Raw genomic sequence first — 21,085 nt, 5'->3', positions numbered from 1 at the left:
AAATTGCTATCCTGAAAGCCTGAGAATTCATTTCTTTTCGACTGAAAAAATGACTCATTCACTTTGCCCAAAATATCCCTATGCTTGACACCATTATCATTGGCGGAGGGTTCTCCGGGATTGCCGCCGCACGCATCCTCCACAAAACGAACAAATCCTTTATCGTACTTGAGGCAAGGGAACGTCTAGGAGGAAGGGTTTACACCAAAAGATTTGAAAATGGACAATACCTGGATTTTGGCGGACAATGGATAGGCCCTACCCAAGACAGGATGTATGCACTCTGCAAAGAATACGGAGTGGATTATTATGAGACTTACAACGAAGGCTACAATATCCTAGACTTTGGTCAAAAAGTAAGAAAGTACAAAGGGCTGATCCCAAAAATCGACATCCTTTCTTTGCTCAACCTCGATTGGCTATTGAAGAAAATGGAAAGGATGGCCAAAAGCATTTCCGCATCCAATCCTTGGTCGCATCCCCAAGCGGAAGCTTATGACAACATGCTACTTTCAGATTTTATCAAAAAGAACTGCCTCACCCAAGCAAGCCATAAAGTAATCACCTATGGTCTGGAGACTGTTTTTGCCTGTGAGCTCAATACGATTTCTTTGCTTCATGCATTGTTTTATATCAAGTCAGGCCATAATTTAAATAGCCTTATCAGTATCAAAGATGGTGCACAGCAGCATCGAATCGTGGGAGGAATGCAGACACTTGTCGATAAGATGGCAGCTAAATTCCTTTCCCAAATCCATTTCAATCATCCTGTTCAGTCCATTCAGCAGGATCAAAATAGTGTGAAGGTTTCAGGCGATGGTTTTGAATTTGAAGCAAAAAATCTAATCATAGCCATTCCGCCACCACTTGCTGCCGAGATCAAATTTACACCTGAGTTGACTTCTCAAAAATCTCAGATAATCAACCGGATAAGCATGGGTAAAGTAGGTAAATGTTTCATGGTCTATGATAAGCCGTTTTGGCGGGATAAAAATTTCAGTGGACAGGCTTTGGCAGATGAGCATTCTCCCTTCCAAACGCTGTTCGATTCCTCTCCAAAAAACGGCGAATATGGAGTAATCCTTGGATTTGCGATCGCAGACAGAGCCGAGGAGTTTTTCAAAAAAACCCTTGAGCAGAGAAAACATGCCATGTTGCAGAAGTTGGTAGACTATTTTGGTGAGGATGCCAAAAACCCGACAGCTTACCATGATTTTACCATGACTGATGAGACCTGGAGCCGAGGTTGCTATGCGGGACTATATCCCGTCGGCGGTTGGACCGCTTTCCAAGATGCCTACTCCAAACCTGAGGATAGGTTTTTTTGGGCTGGAACAGAGGCATCTGACGTTTGGTTTGGCTATATAGAAGGCGCCGTAAGAGCAGGAGAAAAAGCAGCGCAAATGACAATTGGAAATCCATCATGAAAAAGATATTGCTCGTAATATCGGTATTAGTCCTGATTTGGGCCATTTGGGCAAACACAGGTTTCCATCCTGAGCTTCCCACCATAGCACCTGAAATCAGTTTGACTGAAAATATTTCCCCCATATCTTCTGATAGTATCCGGGGAAATGTGGTTGGAATCCAACCTTTCATGTTGGAAACAGATTATCTGACGCAGCAACAGTTCCAAGCCAAATTGGAATCCTATTTCAAATCTGCCAAAGATCAGGGTTTCTTCAGGGAAAATACCATCGTCTTGCTCCCCGAATATCTCGGTACATGGCTCGTAATCCAAGATGAAAAGAAATCCGTGGCCAATTCGGGAAACCTCACCTTGGCCATGGCCCAACTGATTTTGAGCCATCCCCTGGATTTTATCAGATATTTTTCAAGATCAAACAAAGAATCAGACAAGATTGGAGCCACGCTTTTTAGAATGAAATCAGAAAAAATGGCCAAAACTTATGCAGAGGTTTTTAGCCGACTTTCTGCCCAATACCAAGTCTATATCGCTGCAGGATCTATTTTGCTCCCCGGACCGGAAATCAAAGATGGTATCTTGACTGTCGACGCTGATCAGGGAATCTATAACACCTCTTTTCTGTTTGACCCAAATGGAAAAATCCATCCCCAATGCATCCGCAAAGCATTTACCATAGATTCAGAAAAGCCTTTTGTGACCCAAAGCCCAAGTCAACAGATCCCAAAATTTGATTTGCCTTTTGGAAAAATCGGGATTTTGGTCTGTGCGGACTCTTGGTATCCAGAATCCTATCAGGCGATTGAAGGGGTGGATCTAGTCTTGGTCAATTCTTACTGTGCGGTGGACGGGGCAATGGATGTTCCATGGGCCGGTTACAATGGAGCCGATATGCCTCGTGATGTCGATCCCAATGACATCGGGAAATTGACAGAAAAGGAAGCCTGGATTAAATATGCCCTTCCAGGAAGAATCGGAAGCTCGGGTGCCAAAACAGGCGCAAATGTTTTCCTGAGAGGTCAATTGTGGGATTTGGGAACCGATGGCCAACCGTTTTTCCTGAGAGATGGGAAATTATTGGAAACCAAAAAGGCTGAAAAAGGAGGAATCTGGAATATGGACTTTTGACCTTATCATATCTTAAACCAATCCCTGACTATGTGCGATACCCTGGTAGGCCTTCCCCATTTCACCAAAAACAAAAACCTGATTTTGGCAAAAAATTCCGATCGAGAACCGGATGAGGCGCAGGCTTTGCAACATTTTCCAAGGATTTCCCAAAGAGAAACCGCCAAAGGTACCGAACAGAATCTCACATTAAATTGTACCTACATCAGCATTCCCCAAGTAGAGGAAACCTATGAAGTCCTACTTTCGAAACCATTTCAAATGTGGGGAGCCGAAATGGGCGTTAATGAATTCGGGGTAGTTATCGGTAATGAAGCCATATTCACCAATGTCAAAATCCAAAAACAAAACACCGGATTGACCGGAATGGACATGTTGCGCTTGGCATTGGAAAGGAACAAAACTGCCAAAGAAGCGGTAAATTGTATTACAACGCTTTTGTCAATCTATGGTCAAAATGCCTGTGGCGGTTACAAAAACAAAGATTTTTATTACCACAACAGCTACATCATCGCTGATCCAAAAGAGGCCTATATCCTAGAGACAGCGGGTAAATCTTGGGCAAGTAGGAAAGTGGAAAGCTTCGCAAGCATTTCCAATGGACTTAGCATCGAGACGGATTATGAAAATATACATTTGGAGGAGGAAAAACGAAATTTCCCATTTTCACTGAAACCAAAACCCAATCCTTTTTCCTTCAGATATTATTTCTCTGATTTCCTTTATACCAAAGTGGGAAGATCAAAAATCCGGCAAGCCTGCAGCAGCAACCTCCTTTCTGCAAGCAAAGGTGACTTTACAACGGAGAAAGCGATGCAAATCCTCAGAACCCATAACCTTCCCGATCCTCAATTCAGTCCAAAAAAATGCAATACTTCTTCTCTGTGTATGCATGCCACGGGACTGACTAATCCAAGTACTACCACAGGCAGTATGGTGGTCGAAATCCGTACAGGCCTTCCGTCCACAGTTTGGATGACAGGTACCTCCATGCCCTGTTTGTCGGTTTATATTCCTTTTTTTATGGGGACAAAAACATTGGATAATTTCCTCCAACCCGGATCAAGTCCAGACAATTCGCTTTGGTGGAAAGCTGAAAAACTCCATCGCTGGATCAGTGAGGATTATCAAAAGAGAAAAACCGGCTTCATCAAGGAAGCAAAAAAATTAGAGGAAGGCTTTTTGAAAGAGGAAAACAAACTCGTTCATTCCAACGCTAATGCTTCTCAAATTGAGGTATTCAGTGGAAATTGTCTCCATGCCGTGAAGGACTTGTATTCCAATTATAAAATCTGAATCCCTAACTATGGAAATGGAATTCACCTTTTCAAAAGTTTGAATCCGATATCCCTTCCCCTGCATCATTGCGAGGTGGATCCAAAAAATCGTAAACTGCTCTATCAACCCAAACTTGTTATTACCTCCGATATCGTAGCAATCGGTAAACCCTACATCTTCTGCAAGTTGGACCGCTATAGTTTTTCCTTTTTTGCTGTCACCTGCCGTGAACAAATCCAAAGTCTTTTGGCTACCTTAGATATCAATAAAAATCGGTCGCGGCATCGATGGTTTGGGTTAAAGTAGAATATTAATTTTAAATACCTTTTATTTTTAAAATGACTTTTATAATCGACCTCAATTAAAATTTATGAAAATTGCCTTATACATCTTCAGTATTTTTATGATTTTGGCGGGATTGATTCCTTTTGTAAAAAAGGATAACTGGACTATACGGATTTTTGATTACCCAAGATTTCAGAAGTTACTCATCTGTATCGTTTTGATAATCATTTGGATAAGTTTTGAGTTTGCTTTTGGATTCAACTTTGATACATTCTTGTTTTTTTCATTGATAGGGATCAGCCTCTACCTTTTCTATGCCATCTATCCATTTACAGTTTTTGGACGAAAGATGGTTATGCCTGCAAAAGAGGGTCAAGGAAATTGTCCAAATATCTCGGTTTTGGTTATGAATGTGTTTCAATTCAATACCAAGTACCATAAAGTAGTCTCACTTGTTAAGGAAGTAAATCCTGATGTTGTCCTTTTAGTGGAAACAGATACTAAATGGGAAAAGGGAATTCAAGAATTAGAAAAGGAATATAAAGACTCGATAAAGAAGCCTTTGGATAATACTTATGGAATGCTTTTCTATTCAAAATTAAAAATAACCTCTTCTGAAATCCATTTTCTGATTGACGCTGAAATTCCTTCTATGGAGATTGATGTGGAGCTGTCCAATGGAAGTGGAGTAAAAATTTATGCCATCCATCCCACCCCACCTGTTCCCGGTGAAAATCCAAAAAGCACCGAAAGAGATGCCGAAATCCTTTTGGTAGGAAAGAAAGCCAAAGAATATGGCAAGCCTGCTTTGGTGATGGGTGACCTAAATGACGTTGGATGGTCCTATACTTCCAAATTGTTTCTCAAAACAAGCGGTTTTCTTGACCCGAGGATTGGAAGGGGAATGTATAATACTTTTAATGCCAAATATTTCTTTTTGAGATGGCCGTTGGACCATATTTTCGTAAGCAAACATTTTACGCTTAATAAAATAAACGTAGAAAAATCTATTGGTTCGGACCATTTTCCGATCAGTAGCAAATTTACCCTCCAACCTCAAAATGAAAACGAGGAACTTGAAACTGATGCTAAATCAGAGCAAAAAGCAGAAGAAAAAATTAACAAGGGTAAGGGTCAATGAGGAAAAAATTAATTCAACGAATTTTCAGTTTTCAAACCAGAAAAAAAGTCCCTTTAGATTTACACCTGAAGGGACTTTATAATTTCTATCAATCATTTTCTGCTGCTTTCGCTTCTGCTTTGGCTTTTTTCTTAAATCCCCTTCTGAAGGGCCATGTATAAGGCAAAGCTTCCAAACCTTTATTTAGGTTCAGAGTAGCACTATCCACATTGACCATGGTACTTTTTAGGTTATTTGCAAACTCTTCATCATTCAAAAGCATTCCTGCCGGATTATTTTTGTCATTCAACTTATTAGTGACAGAGTTCAGGTTATTGGTCAAAACTTTAGCATTTTCCGCAGTTGCCTCAAGACCATCCACTGTTGATTTAAATTTGCCAAATGTCTCTTTGTCATTGGTAATGTCATACAAGAGTGTCCCTTTTTGATTGAGTCCACCTGTAAAACTACTGATATCCCCCATCATTTTATTGCTTTTGGCAGAGGCTGCTTCCAGATTATAGAGCGTGTTTTTAAAATTTTGGGCGATCACACTATCAGTCATCACAGCACCAACTATCCCTTTGCCATCCGCAATTTTGGTTGTGAGTACCTTAAGGTTTTCTGTGATAGTAACCAGGTTTTTGTTATTCTCCTGCAATGTTTCCATCATTTTATCTGTGTCAAGTGGCATTACAGCAATCAATCTATCTCCATCCTCCACAGGTGGTGCGCTGGTAGTTCCACCATAGATAACAATGATTTTGTTTCCGATCAGTCCATCTGAGCCTATGGTTGCTTTGGAGTCTTTACGGATGTAATCTTTGGCTTTGTCTTCGACGGCCATGACGATTTCGACTTGGGATTCTCCGTAAAAATTGATTTTTCTCACTGTTCCGATTTTGACACCGGAAAACCAGACATTGTTACCGGTCTGCAATCCACCGATATCGTCAAATACCGCATTCAGCTTGATACTCCTCACAAATTTCTTCTGTTGTCCTCCCATTGTGAGAACAGCGGCTATGAAGATGATAATCCCGACCAAGACAAATACGCCAACGATCACGGATTTTTTATTGTCATTTCTCATTATCTAATAAAATTATAGTCGTAAAATGATTTCACTTGTTTGTCTGTGGCTTCCTCAAAAACCTTCTCAAAAGTACCGACAGATGTAAAATGGCCTTTGATCAAAACAGCCATCCTGTCCCCTGTCTGCTTGGCGCAGGTCAGGTCGTGCGTGATCACGATGGAAGAGGTTTTGTACCTTTCGCGCACTTCATTGATCAGGTTGTTAATTTCAATACAAGTTACAGGATCAAGTCCTGCTGTTGGCTCATCATAGAGCATTATTTCAGGATTGAGTATCAGGGTTCTTGCAATACCAATCCTTTTCTTTTGTCCTCCGGAGAGTTCTGAAGGCATTTGATTGATTGTATCTGGCAATGCAACTGAATCAAGCAACTCTTCAACTTTGAAATCAATTTCTTTTCTTGTCAGGTTTTTAACATTCCTAACTAGGGGAAATTCGAGATTTTCCCTTACAGTCATACTGTCATACAATGCAGATGCCTGAAATGAAAAACCAATCCTCAACCTGAATTTATTCATTTCCTTTTGGCTGAGACTTGCTGTATCGATACCAAATATCTTGATTGTGCCTTTATCTTGCTTGAGCAAACCCACCATAATTTTGATCAGGACAGACTTTCCGCTACCCGATTTTCCCAAGACCACAAGGTTTTCACCTTTGTACAGATCCAAGTCAACGTCCCTCAGGACATGATTTTCTCCAAAGGATTTGACAAGACCTCTGATCTCTACGACTTTTTCTTGCTCGTTATGCATATCGGATCGCATTTACTATTTGCATGATCAAAAGCTCTTCAATGAAAATCAAAAACATCGACATGACCACAGCAGAATTGGCAGCCTGTCCGACACCTTCTGTTCCTCGGGATGAATTAAAACCCTTGTAACATCCCACTATTCCGATGGTAAATCCAAAAACCAAGGATTTAATGACGGAAGAGAAAATATCCAAAAAGGATACTGCTTCAAATACCTGAACAAAAAACGTCGACAAACTTACGAGTTCATTGGCGTTGACACTTGCAAAAGATCCCATCAACGCCACAAAATCTGTGTACATGACTAATATTGGGATCATAAATGTGGCGGCCAAAGTTCGTGTAACCACGAGATATTTAAATGGGTTGATGGCTGACACTTCCATGGCGTCAATTTGCTCAGTGACATTCATAGATCCTATCTCAGCCCCAATACTTGACCCCACTTTTCCAGCGGAGATCAATGCAGTAACCAAAGGCCCCAGGGCCCTGACCACAGCTATAGAAATTAGGGATGGCAACCATGAAGCAGCACCAAATTCGGCCAAAGATGGTCTCGACTGATTGGTGAATACAATTCCAATAATGAACCCTGTCAAAGAAATGAGGGGCAAAGACCGGTAACCGATTTCATAGCACTGTCTCAGCACTTCTTTGAATTCATATGGTGGAAACCATACCTCTTTGAAAAACCTTTTGACGAATGCAAAAGCCTTGGCCATTCCTAAAAAAAACTCATCCAACTTTTTGGAAATAACAGGCCTATCTACCTTCTTGATTTTTGACATAAATACATAAAATTCATTTCACTAATCTAAACAAAACCTATCGCATCCGGGATTTATGTTCCCAATATTTCGGTCAAAACTTCATTGCTCAAAGGCTTTACCAAGAAGCCAGAAACCTGAGGATAATCATGACTTTTGACCACATCCATGGGATCCATCGAAGAGGTTAGCATTTTGACCTGTATACTTTTATTCATTTTGTTAAGCTCATCTAAGAAATCCCAGCCCTGCATCTCCGGCATATTTACATCCAAGATCAAAAGATCAGTGTCATTGTCCTTCAACCATCCCAAAGCTTCATTGGGATTTTCAAAAAACAAAAGGTCTATTTCAGGATTGATTCTTAAAATATTTTTTCGGTTGATCATATGTTGGATCTTGTCATCATCCACAAAAATCAATTTGTTGATCGGTTTTATCATTTTGTAAAAAGATTAATCTTAACAAGCAACCATACTTTCAAGTCCTTCAATCTTTAAACAAAAGTCAATCCAGATTTTAAAAGAAAGAGAAAGAATTAGGGTCACAACAAATATAACAACTTAATCTGCGGTAAGGGGAAATTTTTGATAAATTGAATATTTAGACTTGCCTAATTTTTTTAGGGTATTCAGATTATGTCTTGGCTAAATATCTTTTATGACCCTTTAAATCAATAGGTTAATATGATATTGGTAAACCCATTTTTTCAAATATTCGGTACTCAAAAGTTAATGGATTCTTGATATTTAAACCCGCTTCATCACCTTAACAGGGGGAATGATACATTCCTTTTTATGACTTATATCCTTAAAAAAATTCAAATTTAAATCTCATTTATTATTTACATTACATCATGATTGATTCAAAAACTCACGTCCGGATAGATAACAGCCTATCTTCTACCCACCAATTAACCTAATAACATAAAGGTCTCCCAACTCAAATCATAATGAAAAAAACAATTCTGATATTACTTATTTCACTGACAGGTTTGGCTACGGCTACATATAGTCAAACAGGAATTTATGATGCCGAACTCGCTCAAAAACTAAAAGCGGATGAAATCGGAATGAAGAAATATGTCATGGCTTTTCTTTACGCCGGAGACAGGGTAGCGGAATATTCCAAAGAGGAAAGGTCCGAAATCCAAAAAGGACATATGTCCAACATCAGCAGATTGGCTGACATGGGAAAACTGATTTTGGCAGGACCATTTTTTGGAAATGATTCCCTGAGGGGAATTTTTATCTTCGATGCTGCCTCCCTTGAAGAAGCTGAAAATTTGACCAACACTGATCCTGCTATAAAAGCAGGCGTCTTGAGAATGGAACTCAAAGAATGGTATGGTTCAGCCGCAGTGATGATGGTTCCCGAGGTTCATGCCAGACTCCAAAAACCAAAAAATTGATCCTAAAAAAAATCAGAATTGATCCAATTACTTATCATTGCTAAATAAAGTTATAACAGTAATTAAGATCCTTTTTTTATCTTCCCAATCAAAAATTTTTTATTCTCGATCTTCTGTTTAGTTTTAAACAGATAACCCAAAAGATTATTTTATGCAAAGTAAAAATTACGTTTTGTTCTTGTCCATCACCGCGGCATTGGGTGGGTTTTTATTTGGATTTGATACGGCGGTGATTTCAGGAGCGGAGCGGGATATCCAAAAACTCTGGAACCTAGATGATTGGAGTCATGGTATGGCCGTGGCTATAGCATTGTATGGGACTGTGTTCGGAGCATTATTTGGTGGAATCCCGGCTGACAAGTTTGGTAGAAAAAATTCCCTAATCTGGATTGGCTTATTCTACTTGGTATCAGCAGTCGGTTCAGCTTTGGCAAATGATGTCAATACCTTTATGTTTTTTCGTTTTCTAGGTGGTTTGGGTGTCGGTGCTTCATCAGTAGTTGCTCCAATGTACATTTCTGAAATCGCGCCGGCAAAACGCAGGGGACAATTGGTCGCTTTGTACCAATTCAACATAGTCTTCGGTATCCTGATAGCTTATTTCTCCAATTACCTGATCGGTACTGCAAATGTCAATGAGGCATGGCGGTGGATGCTCGGAGTGGAAGCAATCCCTGCTCTGATCTATAGTGTTTTGATCCTGAAGGTCCCAAAAAGCCCAAGATGGTTGATCGCAAAAAAACAAGATTACGATACTGCGAGAGAAATACTCACCAAAACAGATCCAGAGGGCGTAGATGAAGCCATGGAACTGGCTATTGCAGAAAGCAAAGAAATCAAAGGCAAAATCTCAGTCTCAACCCTTTTCAATTCGAAGTTTAGGAAAATCTCCTTTTTTGCTTTCCTGATGGCATTCTTCAATCAGATGTCAGGAATCAATGCCATCATCTATTTTGCACCGCGCGTATTTGAATCTGCCGGGATTTCTACCGAAGACGCGCTGTTTTCTACCATTGGGATCGGGGTTATCAACCTTGTGGCAACGATGTTAGGTCTTTATCTCATTGACAGGATTGGAAGGAAAATGCTAATGTATATCGGTTCGGTGGGGTATATTATATCACTCTCCCTGATGGCATACAGTTATTTTGGCGGCGTCATCTCTCCCCAGCTTCTCCCCTATTTCGTTTTTGGATTCATCGCCTCTCATGCTATTGGACAGGGATCGGTAATTTGGGTATTCATTGCGGAGATATTTCCCAACGAACTTCGTGCTTTTGGACAGTCATTGGGTTCGTTCACCCATTGGATACTCGCAGCCTTGGTGGCAAACATTTTTCCTTACTTCGCCAATACCTATGGAGCGGGGAATATCTTTGCCTTCTTTGCCTTGATGATGGTCCTGCAATTACTTTGGGTGATCTTCAGAATGCCAGAAACCAAAGGAAAATCATTGGAAGAAATTCAAAAAGAACTACAAAAAAGCCATGTCTAAGAAAGTTATATGTTACGGGGAAATGTTATGGGATTGTTTTCCTAACCATGAAATTCCCGGTGGTGCTCCCATGAATGTCGCCCTGCATCTCAATCAACTTGGACTTGATGTACAGATGATCTCCCGATTGGGGAAAGATGATTATGGAACAAGATATCTTGATTTTGTCAATTCCTATCATTTCCCAATTGACTTGGTGCAAGAAGATCCCGACCACCAAACTGGAACTGTGACAGTCCACAATGAAGATCCAGAAAATATCAAATACACTATTGTTTCCCCAGTGGCATGGGATTTTATCGCCTTGACGGATGGGAATAAGAATGCCGTAAAGAATGCAGATGCTTTCATCTTTGGAAGCTTGGCAGTCCGGAACTCGGTAAGTTGGGAAACATTGTACCAACTCCTGCATCAGCCGACATTAAGAATTTTTGATATCAACCTACGGGCTCCGTTTTTTGATTTTGAAAAGATCGAACTCATGTTGGGGTTTACAGATATCCTGAAGATCAATGAGGATGAATTGGAGATTGTGTCAGATTATTTTGATGTGCCTTCTGATGTTGAAAGTTGCTGTAAACTCTTGACAACCCATTTTCCTATTAAGATGGTTTGCGTCACTTTGGGATCCAAAGGAGCTATGATTTACCAAAACGGGGAAGTTTTTAGACATCTCGGTTATAGGGTAAAAGTAGAAGATACTGTTGGTTCAGGAGATGCCTTCCTTGCAGGATTCGTCAAAACCTATTTACAAGGCAAATCACCAAGTGAAATATTAGACTTTGCCTGTGCCATGGGCGCTTTTGTGGCTACCAAAAAAGGCGGAACGCCGAAGTATGAGGAGAGTGAGGTTTGGAGGGTGGTAGGAGATCAGTGAACATCGAATCAAAATCCTTTCCTAATCGTATCCGCTATTTCCGACAATTCTTCCTTGCTTATCTTTAGCTTTGGTCTGGTGAAATTGATGTCATCCATCGTGCGAAGCGGGACAAGGTGGATATGGACATGGGGAACTTCCAATCCGATCACAGCCACGCCAACTCTCGTACACTTGATGGTTTTGTCAATGGCTTTGGCCACTTTTTTTGCAAAAATATGGAGTCCTGAAAGTGTGTCGTCATCGAGGTTAAAAATATAATCCACTTCCTGCTTTGGAACTACCAAGACATGGCCTTTGACCAAGGGCATGATGTCTAGGAAAGCGATAAACCTGTCATCCTCTGCGATGATTTCTGCAGGGATTTCTTTGTTGATGATTTTGGTGAATATTGTTGACATGGGAGTAAAAATAAAAAATCCCGAAGGAGAATCCATCGGGAGAAAGTTTTTTAATAAGATATATCCAGAATTTCAAACTGCAACGTCCCCGCAGGAGCAATGATTTCGGCAATTTCGCCGATAGCTTTTCCATTCAGACCTTTTCCAAATGGTGAAGCAAGAGAAATCTTACCTGCCTTGAGGTCTGCTTCTTCTTCGGAAACCAAAGTGTAGGAAACGGTCATGCCGTTTTTGATATTTTTGATTTTCACTGTGCTGAGAATTCCCACTTTGGAAGCATCCATTTTGGAATTGTCCATCACCCGGGCATTTCCTACGACAGTTTCTAATTTGGAGATCTTGAGTTCAAGCAATCCCTGAGCATCTTTGGCGGCATCGTATTCTGCATTTTCGCTCAGGTCCCCCTTGTCTCTAGCTTCAGCTATCTGCTTGGCAATGTCTAACCTGCCTTTGGTTTTCAATTCCTGAAGTTCATCTTTAAGCCTTTTCAAGCCTTCTTCAGTGTAATATTGTATTTGTCCCATGGTATTCTAAATTATTACTATGCCTATGAAAAATAAAAGAACGGTCTCATTGCTGAAACCGTTTCTTATATTCTAATTTCTTATGTTATGTCACAAAGATAATTAAATCAGTCAGAGAAAGCAATCCAATGATAAAAAGAAAACTTTTTGGATTTTTTAGAACTGGGCTTTCAAAGGAAGGATTGCCTTATCTTATCCACCAACACCTCATTGATTTTGATATAGGATTGATGCGTCCATCCTGCGATATGAGGACTGAAAATGACATTTTCCCTAGCCGCCAAATTTTCAAATTCAGTTCTTTGCTCTTGGGTATATGTTTTGAATTTCTCGTTTTCCAATACGTCAAGGATCGCGCCTTTCAGTATCCCAAGATCAAAGGCTTGATTCAACGTCTCAAAGGAAACGATTTCTCCCCTTGCGGTATTGATCAGATAGAAAGGTTTCCGGAATCCTTTGAAAACTTCTAAAGTCAGAAAATTCCTTGTTTCGGGGGTTAATGGCACATGCAGGCTGACCACATCTGACTCCTCTAGAATGGCCTGAAAATCAGCTTCTTCCACAAATTCATTTCCATATCCGCTTTTGTATTTGTCATAAGCCAGAATCCTCACATCGAATCCTGTCAGTTTTTTAGCCAATGCAGAACCCATATTTCCATAGCCGATGATTCCTACGGTTTTGCCCTGCAATTCCTCTCCACGATTTTCCTCCCTTTTCCAAATTCCTTTTTTTACCTCCCCATCAGCTTTGCCGATGTGGTTAAAAAGTGACAAAAGCATTCCTATGGACTGTTCCCCTACAGCATCTTTATTACCTTCAGCGGCATGGAAAAGATGGATTTTTCTTTCTTCCAAATACTCCAAATCAATTTTGTCCAGACCTGCCCCTGCCCTGCCGATAAATTTGAGTTTGGATGCCTGTTGAAGCAAAGGTCGATCCATCGGCGTTTTTGACCTGATGATCAATCCATCATAATTCCCAACTATCTCCATGATTTCTTCCCGCTTGATCTCAGGCATATAATCCACTTCAAAGCTATTTTTTTCCAGCAAAGGAATTATGCTCAGGTGCATTTCATCGATGATAAGGACTTTCATTTGAAGGTTAATGTTGTTGTAATGGTTATAATTGTTATAATGGTTGCCTGAGTCAAAACCTTATAGAGTTATCATTTTCTCAGTCGGAAGGTCTTAAGCATTTGGGAAATTTTTCTCAATTCCTACAATTCCCTTTTTACCTCTTTGAACTGAAAACTGAGACTGAAAACTCTCACTTACCCTCCTTGAGTCGCGAGTTCAATTTAACAGGCTTTGAGGTTTCCTTTTTCCTCATTCTCATATTGACCACTTCCACCGCCAGAGAGAAGAATACCGCAAAATAGATGTATCCCTTTGGTACTTCTACATGGAATCCTTCGACAAGCAACATAAACCCAATCAAAATCAGGAATGAAAGTGCCAATATCTGTAAAGTCGGATGCTTATTAATAAAACTGCTGATTTTGCCTGCAAAGGCCATCATAATCCCAATAGAAATCGTCACTGCGATAATCATGATCAACACTTCTTTGACCAAGCCAATTGCTGTCAAAATACTATCAAATGAGAATACCAAGTCCAACAAGATGATCTGAAAGACAACCCTTGCAAAATTATTGGCTGAGTTAGGCTTGACTTCCTCAGCCTTTCCCTCCATCTTATGGTGGATTTCTACAGTAGATTTAAAGAGTAAAAACAAACCCCCTCCTGCCAAAATCAAATCCCTTCCGCTCATCTCAAAATCGAAAACGGTAATCAAAGGCTGGGTAAACTGAATGATATAGGAAATCCCCAGAAGCAATAAAATTCTGAAAATCAATGCAAAAGCCAATCCCAAAGTTCTTGCTTTGGCCTGTTGGGATTCTGGAAGTTTGTTGGAGACAATTGAAATAAATATGATGTTGTCAACTCCAAGGACTATTTCCAAAAAAGTCAATGTGAGTAAGGCAATCCAGGTTTCGGTTTGAAGGAAGATTTCCATTTGTGGTTTAGTTAAAATATGGCTTTAAAGACCGGCAAAGGTATAGAGAGTTGGGAAATTTATATTGATAAAAAAATAAAATGCTTACAAACCTACATGTAAAACTTAATTTTACTATTGCGTTTTATCTGACCTTCAGAAACAAAATAAAATGGATTTTAACTGACAAAAAAGCGGATATCCTTTTAAGATTTAAAGTCTTCTTGCATTAAAAGTATCTCCCTGAGTCACATCTCCGGTGTCAAATCCGAGCTTAAACCAACGGGATCTTTGCTCGGATGTACCGTGGGTAAACGAATCAGGTACAACCCTACCTGTGGCCTGCTTCTGAAGACGGTCATCCCCCACCGAACTGGCAGCATTAAGGGCTTCATCTATGTCCCCCGGTTCTAGCGAATTGTTAATTCTTTGAGTATGATGTGCCCAGACACCTGCATAAAAATCAGCCTGTAATTCCAACATCACCATCAGCCTGTTGAATTCTGCTTCCGGTAATTTTCCACGCTTAGATTGTACCCTTTCGAGCGTACCATCCAGTCTTTGTACATGATGTCCAACCTCATGTGCGATGACATAAGCTTGGGCAAAGTCACCATGTGCTCCCAACTTCCTCCCCATATCCTGAAAAAAGCTAAGGTCAATATATACTTTTTCATCTCCGGGACAATAAAAAGGACCTGTAGCAGCTGAAGCGTTGCCGCAGGCAGAATTAACCTGACCGGTAAATAACACCAATGAGGGTTCTCTATACCCATTCATCAATTGGTTCCATACGTCCTCTGTGTCTGCGAGGACGACAGCGGTAAACTCCGCCAGCTGTTCTTCTTCAGGAGAGGCCTTATAATCCCCTGCTGCCATTTGGGTAGACGGACCACCTGTAAATTGGGATAATAAGGCGAGCGGATTGGTGCCTGTGAGCCACATGACAAGAATCAATCCTCCTACTATAATCAAACCTGTTTTGGAAAAAAGCATCTTTAGCAAAGGAGCAAGCAACATTGGACTGATCCCTCCTCTTCCTCCACTCCCCCCAAAGTTAAATCCACCACCTGATTGACCCCTTCGGTCTTCTATATTGCTACTTTTACGTCTTCCCTGCCATTTCATAGTAGATGATTTTAGTTGTGATATTAATTGGCTATAATTTCGCCCTTTTGGAAACAAAAAAAAAGGCTTGAATACTTATCTTATTAATGGTCTTTTTGAAATAAAAATGGCCAGAATCAGCAATCGCAATTGACATGCCAATAAAACTGATTACTTGACCCCTTCCACAAAATACATATCTACCTCTCCCTTATTTTTTGCCATTATTTTGCCACGGTAAGTACATACAAATTGGTTTTTGACCAGCTCATAGGTTATCCCTGAAATATTGATCTTTCCGGCTTCACTGCTACTTTCCATGCGGGAGGCGAGATTTACGGTATCACCCCAAATATCATAGGCGAATTTTTTTAGCCCAACGATCCCGGCTACGACATTACCGGTATGGACTCCGATGCGGACTTCAAAAATCGGTTTGTTCTGTGCTTTCTTTTTCTTCTTGTGCTCTTCTATAAAATCCCTGATTTCTATTGCCGCATGAATAACATCGGTCGCGTGGGTTTGGTTGGTGACTGGTAGGCCTCCAACAGCCATATATGAATCTCCGATGGTCTTGATCTTTTCTATTGGGTATTTCTGGATAATCCTGTCAAATTCTTTGAAGCAATAATCTATCTCTGAAACAAGCTCATCCGCACTCATATTCTCCGCAATGATAGAAAATCCAACAAAATCTGTGAACAGCACACTGACACTTTCATATTTCTTGGCCTGTGCAGTACCCTTTTCCTTGAGTTCCCGGGCAATATCCATGGGCAAAATATTCAAAAGCAATTCATCGGTTTTTTCCTTTTCGGATTGCAAATCAATAGTGCGCTCGTTTACTTTATTCTCTAGGTTGGCATTGTATTCTTCAAGCCTTTTTTCGTTGATTCTTAGATTCTCCTCGACTGCTCTCCTTACTTCCACTTCCTGTTTCAGTTCCATGTTGAGCTGGGTGGTCTGTTCCAAAAGCATGGCATTTTGAAGTGAAATCGCTGTTTGGGAAGCCATCACCTGAAGTATTTCTATCCTTTCTTGTGTGAATGCACCGGACAACAACCGGTTTTCAAGATACAGATAGGCAAAGCCTTCTCCTGCATGTTTCAATGGAAGACAGACTACGGATTTGATTTTATTTCTTATTATGTATTCATCATTGGAATAAGGAAGTTTGGTACCTGCATCATCTAAGACCAAGGTTTCCCCTGTTCTCATCACATAGTTGACAACAGAGTGGCTAATTTCCTCAAATTGGTCAAAAGGCACATCCTGCATTACCTTGATCTCATTGTTTGAAATATCCAAAGATGCTTTGATTAATTTTTTGCTTTTTTCTTTTGTAACCAAAAAAGCCCTTTCCGCACCTGCGTTTTCGGTAACCAGCTGCATCAGACCGGTAAGGATGTTTCCTAGGACCATTTCACCTGAAATCAGGTTGATGGTTTTTAGAATAGTATCCAAGTCTAGGTTATTTGACTTTATGCCGATTTCATCAGGAGAGATAAAACCAGCATACATTTCCTTCATTTGCTCAAGCTTGGCTTTGGCCCCCCATTTTGAATAGGCTTTGTAGGCATTGGAAAAATAAAACTGGGCAACTTCTGATTGATTCTGGGATTGGTAGAAAACCCCAAATCGTTCCCAAGCCATTGCTTCGTCATGTATAAATTTATTTTTTCTTGCATACCTGATAGCATTTGAAAAATGTTTGACAACAAGGTCCATATCATTTAGCAACCAATGATATTCGGCTTTCATCATTTCTAATCTATGGATAAAGTTATCCTCATTATGTACAAGGTATTTTTTGAACTTTTCGATATTCTTCTTGACGGTTTTTAAGAGTTTTTTTTGCTCTTCGCCATTTCTTGAATGATAAATCAGGGATATACAAATGTTTTCATAGAAGTAATAAAGATATTCTCCCATGGTACCAATTACGGAAACCAGATATGGCTTTTGCTTGACTGAATTTTGGTAGGCAAGCTCATTCTTGTTGAAAATGATTGCTACCACTTTTTTTAATTCATAGAGATTTCCATAATAACTCGAGGAGACAGGTCCATCAGGAAAGTCCAGCTTATCCTCATCCAAAATCTCCCCTTTGATCTTGCTATAATCAGAAACTCCATCCACCAAGGAGATTGCTACTTGCCTGAACATTTTTACCCTTTCAATCTGCAAGGATTGATTTAATGGAGTCATTTGCTTGGTCAATAATTCACCCCTTTTAATCATATTTTCCACTGGTTCCCCTGAAAAAAACTGGTTGAACATGATCATCAGTGCGTTGAGGGAATTGAATTCAAATTCACCTGTTTGTAGTCCTCTTTTAAACGAATCCTCCAAATCTGGAAGCGTTTTGGACATCGGCATCAGCCAAAATGAGATGAAAATATGGAAGTTTGCTCTGACCTTGGTCCCGTTTTCTTCATCGGTCAATATTTCAGATAATTTATAACCCAATTGAGCCAAATCAAGACCCTTATCAATCTTGTTCATGAATACAATATTGATGTATCCAAATACCACAATTACAAACGGAGAATTGGGAGAAAGTCCATGTTTCAATGTCATCCTGAACATCTTAAAAATGTATAAAGGAACCGACATGGGTGCAAGAAAATAGGAAGCAAAGGCCAGATAGGACAGTATTTCCATGGAAAGGATGATCGATTGATCAGTATTCTTTGGAAGCTTTGCTATATCATCCAAGGAAAATTTTCTCAGCATGTAACTCGTAAAGAAAAACCCTGCAAGAAAATCAATTTTAGAAGGATTTTTCTTTGGGTTATAGTCGATTTCTTTGAGTGCCTTCAAGCCAATATCAATCACCAACTGTTGGTCATTTTTAATATTGGCATTTTTGATCTTTAAAATTGCCAACTTGAGTTTGTTGACTTTATCAACCACATTCTTGTCCAAAATTTGGGTCAATTGCCCAAACCGCTCCTGATTGTTGGATTGGTAAGCCGCTTCCGCTCCCTTAAAGAATACACTAAAAGAAAAATCCGGATCTGAATTCCATTCCTTACTACCGGTCAGCGCAATTGCATTTTCATAATACTGTAAAGCAAGGGAATAAGCGGTTGCACTTTGAGATCGCTGCCCGGCAATGACATTAAGTTCACAAAGCCTCTTTGACTCTAATGGATCCGAAATAAGTTCTTTGGCAAAATTGAATTGGTTTACAATATCGAAAATACTTTCCCTCAGGTCTTCTTCATCGGTACTTTCCAAAAGTAGTCTACCGATTTTGAGGTGATATTCTCTTTTGCCTAGTTCATCATTCAAAGAATAAAATGCCTGCTGCACCCTATCATGCACAAAGTAAAGATACCCATCGCGACTCTCTATGATGAGATCAAGGTCCAAAGCAGGCTTCAAATCCTGATAAACTTTATTTTTACCACCTTTCGTAATGATGGCCAATTCTCCCAACCCGAATTTATTCCCCATGCAGGAAGCCAGTTTGAGGACAGTGATACATTCTGAAGGCAATTTTTTGATGGTCTCCAAAAAAAGATTGACAATATCTCCCTCCACATTATAACCCATCAACTTTTCGGTATCCCATTTCCAGGCTGATTCCACACTGTCATAGTGGAGCATTTCATTCTTATAAATTGCCTTCAAAAACTGGTTTACGAAAAGTGCATTTCCACCGGATTTTTTATCTACGATTTTTACCAATTCATCCAATGCAGATTTTGATTTGCCCAAAGTATTGGTGACCAACCTTTGAATATCCTCGTATTGCAAATTGTCAAGGTGGATTTCTTCAGGCAAAATCCCCAATTTTTCAATTTCCATTTTGAACTGAAGAAACAAATGGCCTGTGGTAATCTCATTATCTCTGTAAGCTCCTATGATTAATATATTTGTAAGGTCCTTATTGCTGAGGATATTTCTCATTAGATTGAGGGACGAAAGGTCGCTCCATTGGAGGTCATCTATAAAAATAACCAGAGGCTTACCCGAATCTGAGAAAGCCTGAAACAAATTGCTCATGGCATAATTAAACCTCAACTGTGCCTCTACCCCATTCAAGACAGGTAATTCCGGCTCGCTTTCAAGGAGTTTTTCCAATCCGGGAATAATGTCAAACAACACCCTGCCAATAGGGTGGAGAAGCCTACTAAGCTCATGCTTCCAATGCGCTAGGTCCTTTTCATTCAAAAGCAAAATCTGATTTACCAACCTGCCCAAAGCTTGAGAGAAAGCAAAATAAGGAACATCAGTCCTCAATTGATCAAACTTTCCTGAAAGGAAAAACCCCCCTTCCTTGATTACAGGCCTGTATAATTGCTCCACCAAAACAGACTTTCCTACTCCGGAATTCCCATATACAAGCATTAGGATTTTTTCATCCTCCATTACCCTTTGGAAAGTCTCATTCAGTTGCCTGACCTGATTTTCCCTGCCATAGAGTTCATCTGAGAATCTTAGAATTCCTGAAGAATCATTGGTTCCAAGTTCGAAAGTTGTGGCTTTCCCTTTTCTCTGAAGAGAATTTAGAATCAATTCCAAATCATAAGAAACCCCTTTTGCCGAATGATACCTCAATTGGACATCTTTTTCGAGCATTTTCAAAATAAGGTCAGAAATAATGGTCGGGATAGCATTGATTTCAGCAGGACTTATTGGGGTCAAAGCGATGTGCGCATGAATCTTGGATAGTCCTTCCTTGGATTCAAAAGGGAGTTTTTCAGTAAACAGCCAATAAAAAACAACCCCCAAAGAATAGATATCTGTATAGTATCCGATATCCGTACTGATCCTTCCTGTCTGCTCAGGAGCAATAAAATCATAGTCCGCTTCGGCAAAAATCAGCCTACTCTGAACACCTATTTTTCTTTGGATCCGCGTGGCAAGACCCAGGCTAATGAAATAAATTTTATTTGTACCTGATTCAACAAGAATATGGTGAGGGTTAAGGTTTAAATGTACAATTTCCTGGCTGTGGACCTCAGCGAGTCTTTTCGCTATGGCAATGCAGATTTTTAACTTATCTACAACAGGCAACTGACCGGAATTATACTCCTTTAAGCTTTGTCCTTTGATAAATTGGAGTTTGAGGTTTAGTTCCGAACTGGTATTTTCACTTGCCAATACTTTTCTAAAACCTTCGACCGATTCTTCTGCAAAGGATGCCTCATTCTCTGCCTTGAGATGATCTATCTGAGAGAGTGTGGAAAGTGAAGCTCTTTTGATTACAAAATTCTGTTCAAAAAACGATTCTGATTTCAGAATTGAATGAATTTTACCTGCATATAAAACATGCAACTCCATTTTTTTAGATTGATTTTGAGGGTATTAAATAAGCGTCGATAATTCAATAATTAGGGCAAAGATGACAAGCGGGTATAATAGGTTTTGTCTTAAATATAATACATTTTTTATTATCTG

Annotated in this window: 17 protein-coding genes; 7 read left to right on the top strand and 10 right to left on the bottom strand. The window is 39.9% G+C overall.

Annotated elements, in window-relative coordinates:
* Window positions 1-80 precede the first annotated feature (80 nt).
* The 4 genes from M3O96_RS08075 to M3O96_RS08060 all read left to right on the top strand — a co-directional run bounded on the left by M3O96_RS08075 (window position 81) and on the right by M3O96_RS08060 (window position 5,258).
* Window positions 81-1,427: a flavin monoamine oxidase family protein gene (locus tag M3O96_RS08075; RefSeq protein WP_249719829.1), complete on the top strand. Its 1,347-nt coding sequence runs from the start codon at window positions 81-83 to the stop codon at window positions 1,425-1,427.
* Window positions 1,424-2,554, top strand: a complete 1,131-nt coding sequence (locus M3O96_RS08070; protein WP_249719828.1) for a nitrilase-related carbon-nitrogen hydrolase — start codon at window positions 1,424-1,426, stop codon at window positions 2,552-2,554. The genes M3O96_RS08075 and M3O96_RS08070 overlap by 4 nt, the downstream gene beginning before the upstream one ends.
* Before the next feature lie 30 nt (window positions 2,555-2,584).
* Window positions 2,585-3,850, top strand: coding sequence for a C69 family dipeptidase (locus M3O96_RS08065; protein ID WP_249719827.1), 1,266 nt, complete (start codon window positions 2,585-2,587; stop codon window positions 3,848-3,850).
* Window positions 3,851-4,202: 352 nt separating this feature from the next.
* Window positions 4,203-5,258, top strand: coding sequence for an endonuclease/exonuclease/phosphatase family protein (locus M3O96_RS08060; protein ID WP_249719826.1), 1,056 nt, complete (start codon window positions 4,203-4,205; stop codon window positions 5,256-5,258).
* Between the two features lie 88 nt (window positions 5,259-5,346).
* On the opposite strand, the gene M3O96_RS08055 is transcribed toward M3O96_RS08060, so the two are convergent.
* The 4 genes from M3O96_RS08055 to M3O96_RS08040 are packed head-to-tail and all read right to left on the bottom strand — an operon-like array spanning window position 5,347 to window position 8,300.
* On the bottom strand, window positions 5,347-6,330 hold the full coding sequence (locus M3O96_RS08055) for an MlaD family protein (protein ID WP_249719825.1): 984 nt from the start codon (window positions 6,328-6,330) through the stop codon (window positions 5,347-5,349).
* Complete coding sequence (locus tag M3O96_RS08050; protein ID WP_249719824.1) at window positions 6,330-7,088, bottom strand: ABC transporter ATP-binding protein; 759 nt, start codon at window positions 7,086-7,088, stop codon at window positions 6,330-6,332. Before M3O96_RS08050 ends, M3O96_RS08055 begins: the two co-directional genes overlap by 1 nt.
* Window positions 7,081-7,878 carry an MlaE family ABC transporter permease gene (locus M3O96_RS08045; RefSeq protein ID WP_249719823.1) on the bottom strand — a complete coding sequence of 266 codons (798 nt, stop codon included), beginning with the start codon at window positions 7,876-7,878 and terminating at the stop codon, window positions 7,081-7,083. Before M3O96_RS08045 ends, M3O96_RS08050 begins: the two co-directional genes overlap by 8 nt.
* A gap of 53 nt (window positions 7,879-7,931) precedes the next feature.
* Complete coding sequence (locus tag M3O96_RS08040) at window positions 7,932-8,300, bottom strand: response regulator (protein WP_249719822.1); 369 nt, start codon at window positions 8,298-8,300, stop codon at window positions 7,932-7,934.
* Between the two features lie 509 nt (window positions 8,301-8,809).
* Between M3O96_RS08040 and M3O96_RS08035 the strand changes: the two genes are divergently transcribed.
* The 3 genes from M3O96_RS08035 (at window position 8,810) to M3O96_RS08025 (ending at window position 11,640) form a co-directional block, all read left to right on the top strand.
* Window positions 8,810-9,268 carry a YciI family protein gene (locus M3O96_RS08035; protein WP_249719821.1) on the top strand — a complete coding sequence of 153 codons (459 nt, stop codon included), beginning with the start codon at window positions 8,810-8,812 and terminating at the stop codon, window positions 9,266-9,268.
* 151 nt (window positions 9,269-9,419) lie between these two features.
* Complete coding sequence (locus M3O96_RS08030; RefSeq protein ID WP_249719820.1) at window positions 9,420-10,763, top strand: sugar porter family MFS transporter; 1,344 nt, start codon at window positions 9,420-9,422, stop codon at window positions 10,761-10,763.
* The gene (locus tag M3O96_RS08025; protein ID WP_249719819.1) at window positions 10,756-11,640 is read left to right on the top strand and encodes a carbohydrate kinase family protein; all 885 of its coding nucleotides are present in this window, start codon (window positions 10,756-10,758) and stop codon (window positions 11,638-11,640) included. The genes M3O96_RS08030 and M3O96_RS08025 overlap by 8 nt, the downstream gene beginning before the upstream one ends.
* Before the next feature lie 8 nt (window positions 11,641-11,648).
* On the opposite strand, the gene M3O96_RS08020 is transcribed toward M3O96_RS08025, so the two are convergent.
* From M3O96_RS08020 to M3O96_RS07995, 6 genes are all read right to left on the bottom strand, one after another.
* Window positions 11,649-12,041 carry an HIT family protein gene (locus tag M3O96_RS08020; protein ID WP_249719818.1) on the bottom strand — a complete coding sequence of 131 codons (393 nt, stop codon included), beginning with the start codon at window positions 12,039-12,041 and terminating at the stop codon, window positions 11,649-11,651.
* Between the two features lie 50 nt (window positions 12,042-12,091).
* Window positions 12,092-12,565, bottom strand: coding sequence for a transcription elongation factor GreA (gene greA, locus M3O96_RS08015; RefSeq protein ID WP_249719817.1), 474 nt, complete (start codon window positions 12,563-12,565; stop codon window positions 12,092-12,094).
* Between the two features lie 170 nt (window positions 12,566-12,735).
* A complete protein-coding gene (locus tag M3O96_RS08010; protein WP_249719816.1) occupies window positions 12,736-13,665 on the bottom strand; it encodes an NAD(P)-dependent oxidoreductase in 930 nt (309 codons plus the stop codon).
* A gap of 172 nt (window positions 13,666-13,837) precedes the next feature.
* Window positions 13,838-14,587, bottom strand: coding sequence for a TerC family protein (locus M3O96_RS08005; RefSeq protein ID WP_249719815.1), 750 nt, complete (start codon window positions 14,585-14,587; stop codon window positions 13,838-13,840).
* A 192-nt stretch (window positions 14,588-14,779) separates the two neighbouring features.
* Window positions 14,780-15,694, bottom strand: coding sequence for a KPN_02809 family neutral zinc metallopeptidase (gene ypfJ, locus M3O96_RS08000; RefSeq protein ID WP_249719814.1), 915 nt, complete (start codon window positions 15,692-15,694; stop codon window positions 14,780-14,782).
* Between the two features lie 150 nt (window positions 15,695-15,844).
* Window positions 15,845-20,968: an adenylate/guanylate cyclase domain-containing protein gene (locus tag M3O96_RS07995; RefSeq protein WP_249719813.1), complete on the bottom strand. Its 5,124-nt coding sequence runs from the start codon at window positions 20,966-20,968 to the stop codon at window positions 15,845-15,847.
* Between the last annotated feature and the right edge of the window lie 117 nt (window positions 20,969-21,085).

Origin of the sequence: Aquiflexum sp. TKW24L (genome assembly GCF_023502205.1) — a bacterium.
In the GTDB taxonomy this organism is placed as follows: Bacteria; Bacteroidota; Bacteroidia; order Cytophagales; family Cyclobacteriaceae; genus Cognataquiflexum.
The sequence above is the reverse complement of the archived record's forward strand: the minus strand, read 5'-3'. Positions and strand labels throughout refer to the sequence as shown.